Origin of the sequence: Curtobacterium sp. B18 (genome assembly GCF_000333375.1) — a bacterium.
In the GTDB taxonomy this organism is placed as follows: domain Bacteria; phylum Actinomycetota; class Actinomycetes; order Actinomycetales; family Microbacteriaceae; genus Curtobacterium.
In genome coordinates, this window is sequence record NZ_BACZ01000134.1 from 1 (window position 1) to 5,095 (window position 5,095).

Sequence of the window (5,095 nt, forward strand, 5' to 3'; positions counted from 1 at the left end):
CCGCGACCTGCCGACGATCGAGGCGATCGCACTCCTCAGCGCCGTCGTCTACGTCGTGTGCAACCTGGCGGCCGACCTCACGGCGCTCGCGCTCGACCCGAAGCTCCGCACCCGACAGCGTCGGACGCGCACCCGGACCCGCGCCGGGTCGCGCGGCACGCGCTCCGCCCGGAAGGCAGCAGCATGACCGCCATCGCCCCGCGCACCCGGACCGTCATCGGCGCCGCCGTCGCCCCCCTGCGCGGCTCGACCGCGCTGAGCATCGGCCTGGGCCTCATCGCGCTGCACCTCGTGCTCGCGGTCCTCGCACCGCTCATCGCCGGGCACGACCCGGTCGCGACGAACTCCGCCGACGTGCTCGCCGGTCCGACCTGGACGAACTGGCTCGGCACCGACCAGTACGGCCGCGACATCCTCTCGCGGACCCTCAACGGCGGTCGGTACGCGCTGCTCGTCACCTTCCTCGCGACGACCATCGCCGTGGCGATCGGCACCGTCCTCGGGTGCGTCACCGCGTACGCCGACAACTGGTTCGACGAGGTCGTGATGCGGGTCGTCGACGCGCTCCTCAGCGTGCCGTCGATCCTCGCGCTCCTCGTCGTCGTCACGGTCTTCGACGCCGGCCTCTGGGTCATCGTCCTCGCCGTGACAGTCGTCTACGCGCCGGCCGTCACCCGCGTCGTCCGCGGCGCGGCACGGACCGTGATCACGCAGGACTACGTCACCGCCGCCCGCGCCCGCGGGGAGCGCGCCCTGTCCATCGTGTTCCGCGAGATCCTGCCGAACGTGCTCGACGTGGTCCTCGTCGAGTACGCGATGCGCGCCTCCTGGATCGTCCTGCTCGTCGCCTCGCTGTCCTTCCTCGGCTTCGGTGCGAACCCGCCGACGCCGGACTGGGGACTCATGGTGCAGGAGAACCGCACCGCCCTGACGGTCGTGCCGCTCGGCACGCTCGCCCCGATCGTCGCGCTCGCGACCCTCGTGATCGGGCTCAACCTCGCCGCCGACGGACTGGCGAAGTCCCTCGGTGTCGACCGTGCCACGCAGGGGGTCAGCGCATGACGCACACCGACCAGACCACCGCCCCGGACGTCGCCGCCCGGGCGACCGGAGCGGGCACGGACCCGATCGTCCGGGTCACCGACCTCGCCGTCTCGTACGCCGCCGGCCGACGACTCGTCCCGGTCGTCCGTGGTGTGTCCTTCACGATCGCAGCCGGTCGGACCCTCGGCCTCGTCGGGGAGTCCGGCAGCGGCAAGTCCACCGTCGCCCGCACCCTCCTCGCGCACCTCCGCGCCGGGTCGCGGATCGAGCGCGGCTCGGTGCGGGTCGCCGGCGACGACGTGTTCGCCCTGTCGCCGGCCGGGCGACGGTCGCTCCGGGGTGGCACCGCCTCGGTGGTCGCGCAGAACGCCGGGCAGGCCCTCACCCCGTCGATGCGCGTCGGCGAGCAGATCCGCGAGGCCCTGCGCGCCCACGGCGAGCCCGACGGCCCCGAGCGCGTGCTCGAGCTCGTCCGGCTCGTCCGACTGCCGTCGCCGGAGACGATCGTCCGCCGGTACCCGCACCAGCTCTCCGGCGGCCAGCAGCAGCGCGTCGCGATCGCGATGGCGGTCGCCGCGCGGCCCCGGGTGCTCGTCCTCGACGAACCCACCACGGCGCTCGACGTCGTCACCCAGGCGGCCGTCCTCGACCTCGTCGCCGACCTCGGGCGCGAGCTCGGCATGGCCGTCCTGCTCGTCAGCCACGACCTCGGCGTCGTGTCGGCGATGGCGGACGAGATCGCGGTGATGCGCGACGGCGAGGTCGTCGAGCACGCCACCACGGCGGCGCTCTTCGCCGCGCCGCAGCACGAGTACACGCGCGCCCTGCTGGCGGCGGTGCCGGACGGGCGACGGCCGGGAGGGACGGACCACGTGCCCGAGACGGCGACCGTCTCGTCGACGGTCGCCTCCAGGGCCGGCCGCACCGTTCCTCCCGAACCGCTCGTCCGCCCCGTGGTGACCGCCGAGGACCTGGTCGTCCGCTACGCGAGCGGCCTGCCCGCCGCCGTCGACGGGGTGTCCTTCACGATCGCGCCGCGCGAGACGCTCGCCGTCGTCGGCGAGTCCGGGAGCGGCAAGTCGACGCTCGCGACGGCCCTCGCGGGCCTGGTGCCCGCCGAGTCCGGCACGTTCGCGTTCGACGACGGCACCGTGTCGGGCGACCTCCGCGAGCCCGTGGCCGGACGCTCCCCGGAGCTCCGCCGTGCCGTGCAGCTCGTCTTCCAGAACGCGGACACGTCGCTCAACCCCCGGCGGACCGTCGGCGCGGCGATCGCCCGCCCGCTCAAGCTCTTCACCGGCTCCTCGTCGGCGGAGCGGGTCGGCGAACTGCTCACGCAGGTCGGGCTGGGGCCGGCGTTCGCCGACCGCCTGCCCGCGCAACTGTCCGGCGGGCAGCGCCAGCGCGTCGGCATCGCCCGGGCGCTGGCCGCCGAGCCGCGCCTGGTCATCGCCGACGAGATCACGACGGCACTCGACGTGCAGGTGCAGGCCGGGATCCTCGCGCTCCTCGCCGAGCTGCAGCGTTCGCGCGGGCTCAGCTGCCTGTTCATCAGCCACGACCTCGCCGTCGTGCGTGGCGTCGCCGACCGCGTCGCCGTGATGACCGGCGGTCGCATCGTCGAGATCGGCCCGACCGAGGCCGTCTTCGGCGGCCCGAACCACCCGTACACGGCGACGCTCCTCGCGGCGACGCTGGAACCCGGCAGCACCGTGCTGCCGGACGTCGGCGACGGCGTCCCACGCTGGCGGCACGCCGAGGGCTGGACGGACCGCGGCGACGGACACCTGACCCGGAACTGGGAGGACGCATGACCGGCTCCACCGCACTCGGGGTGGACCCCGTGCTGCCCGAAGGCGTGACCGTCCGCGACGAGTGGATCCCGATGCCCGACGGCGTCCGGCTGCACACCCGGATCTGGTCACCGTCGTCGCCCGACGGTCCGGTGCCGGTGCTGCTCGAGTACCTGCCGTACCGGCTCGACGACTGGACGGCGCCCCGCGACTCGGAACGGCACCCCTGGTACGCCCAGCACGGGTACGCCTCGGTGCGGGTGGACATCCGCGGGACCGGCTCGTCGGACGGGTTCTTCGACGACGAGTACAGCGAACAGGAGCTCCGCGACGGCGAGGCCGTGATCGCCTGGCTCGCCGAGCAGGAGTGGTCGACGGGTGCCGTCGGCATGTTCGGCATCTCGTGGGGCGGGTTCAACGCGCTGCAGCTCGCCGCCCGTGCCCCCGAGGCCCTCAAGGCGATCGTGACGGTGTGCTCCACCGACGACCGGTACGACAACGACGTGCACTACGTCGGCGGTGCGGTGCTCGGGATCGACATGGCGGCGTGGGGCGCGACGATGTTCGCCTTCAACTCGCGCCCGCCGCGGCCCGAGGTCGTCGGTTCCGGCTGGGTCGACCAGTGGCGTGACCGTCTCGATCGGAACCGGCCGATGACCCCGGTGTGGCTGTCGCACCAGGAGCGCGACGACTACTGGCGGCACGGCAGCGCTGCGGAGAACTACGACGGCATCGGCGCCGCGGTCCTCGCGGTCGGCGGTTGGGCGGACCCGTACCGCGACGCCGTGCTCCGGCTCGTGGCGAACGTGGACGCCCCGGTCAAGGGCATCGTCGGTCCGTGGTCGCACCAGTACCCCGACCGAGGGCTCGCGCCCGGGCCGTCGATCGGCTTCCTGCAGGAGACCCTGCGGTGGTGGGACCGCTGGCTGCGGGGGATCGACACCGGCGTCGAAGCGGATCCAGCGCTCCGTGCCTGGATCAACGAGGGCGAGCCGCCCGCGACGTACTACGAGTCGCGCCGCGGCCGGTGGGTCGGCGCCGAGGCGTGGCCGTCGACCGCGACCGTGGCACGCAGGGTGGGGTTGACCGCGCTCCGCGGCGGCGCAGACGGCCCGGTCGTCGTGCGGTCGCCGCAGCACACCGGCGCCGACGCGGGCCGGTTCTTCCCGTTCGGGAACGCCACCGACCTGCCGCCGGACCAGCGCGCCGAGGACGGCCGCTCGGTCTGCTTCGACCTGCCGCTCGACGAACCGCTCGACGTGCTCGGCAACGTCCTCGTCCACCTCGCGGTCACGAGCGACCGACCACGGGCGACGCTGACGGTCCGGCTGTGCGACGTCGCCCCGGACGGCTCCTCGACCCTCGTCACGCGTGGTGTCCTGAACGCCGCGAAGCGCGACGGGGCGGACCGGAACGACCCGCTCGAGCCCGGGGTGCCCGCGTCGCTGCCGGTCCGCCTCGTGTCGACCGGACACCGGTTCGCCGCCGGGCACCGGCTCCGGATCGCCGTGTCGACCGCGTACTGGCCGTGGGTCTGGCCGCACCCGGACGCGCCGACCGTGACGCTCGACCCCGCGGCGTCGACCCTGGAGCTGCCCGTCTGGACGCGTGGCGCCGACGACGGCGTCCGGTTCGAGCAGCCCGAGCGGTCGACACCGCTCGCGATCGAACGGGTCGCGCCGACCGAGGCGCTCCCGCAACGCACGGTCACGCACGACGTCGAGACGGGGGAGTGGACCCTCGACGTCGACCCCGGGTACGGCGGCGGACGCGTGTACCCGGACGGCCTCGTCTTCAGCGAGGACGCCCGCGAGACCTACCGGATCCGGTCCGACGACCCGACGAGCGCCAGCGCGACGTCCCGTTGGTCGATCGGGTTGGAGCAGCCCGGGTGGGCCGCACGGATCGAGACCGCGTCCGAGGTCACCGCGGACGCCGACGCCTTCCACGTGCGGAACACCGTACGCGCCTGGGCACGCGACGGAGGCCCCGACGTCCCCGAGGTCCTCGTCGCCGACCGGACCTTCGTCGACGACGTCCCGAGGACCTCGGCGTGAGCGGCGCAGGACCGGCCCGGGTCCGACAGCGCCCGGAGGTCCGCCGCGCGATGATCGTCGAGGCCGCGCGGGCCGTGATCGTCCGGAACGGTGTCGGCGCCACCGGCCTGCGCGACATCGCCGCCGAGGCGGACGTCTCGGTCGGGACCGTCACCTACCACTTCGGCAGCGTCGCGGAGATCCTCAACGAGGTCGTCGGCT

At 74.2% G+C, this 5,095-nt stretch carries 4 protein-coding genes and 1 pseudogene; all 5 read left to right on the forward strand.

Annotated elements, in window-relative coordinates; translation table 11 throughout:
* A pseudogene (locus I5E_RS03670) lies at window positions 1-187 on the forward strand (ABC transporter permease); the annotation flags it as partial.
* A complete protein-coding gene (locus tag I5E_RS03675) occupies window positions 184-1,062 on the forward strand; it encodes an ABC transporter permease (protein WP_022905800.1) in 879 nt (292 codons plus the stop codon). The pseudogene I5E_RS03670 and the gene I5E_RS03675, both read left to right, overlap by 4 nt.
* Window positions 1,059-2,858, forward strand: coding sequence for a dipeptide ABC transporter ATP-binding protein (locus I5E_RS03680; RefSeq protein WP_022905801.1), 1,800 nt, complete (start codon window positions 1,059-1,061; stop codon window positions 2,856-2,858). Before I5E_RS03675 ends, I5E_RS03680 begins: the two co-directional genes overlap by 4 nt.
* A complete protein-coding gene (locus I5E_RS03685) occupies window positions 2,855-4,894 on the forward strand; it encodes a CocE/NonD family hydrolase (protein WP_022905802.1) in 2,040 nt (679 codons plus the stop codon). Before I5E_RS03680 ends, I5E_RS03685 begins: the two co-directional genes overlap by 4 nt.
* The coding region (locus I5E_RS21105; RefSeq protein WP_031261408.1) for a helix-turn-helix domain-containing protein at window positions 4,891-5,095 on the forward strand (205 nt) is incomplete at its 3' end. The genes I5E_RS03685 and I5E_RS21105, both read left to right, overlap by 4 nt.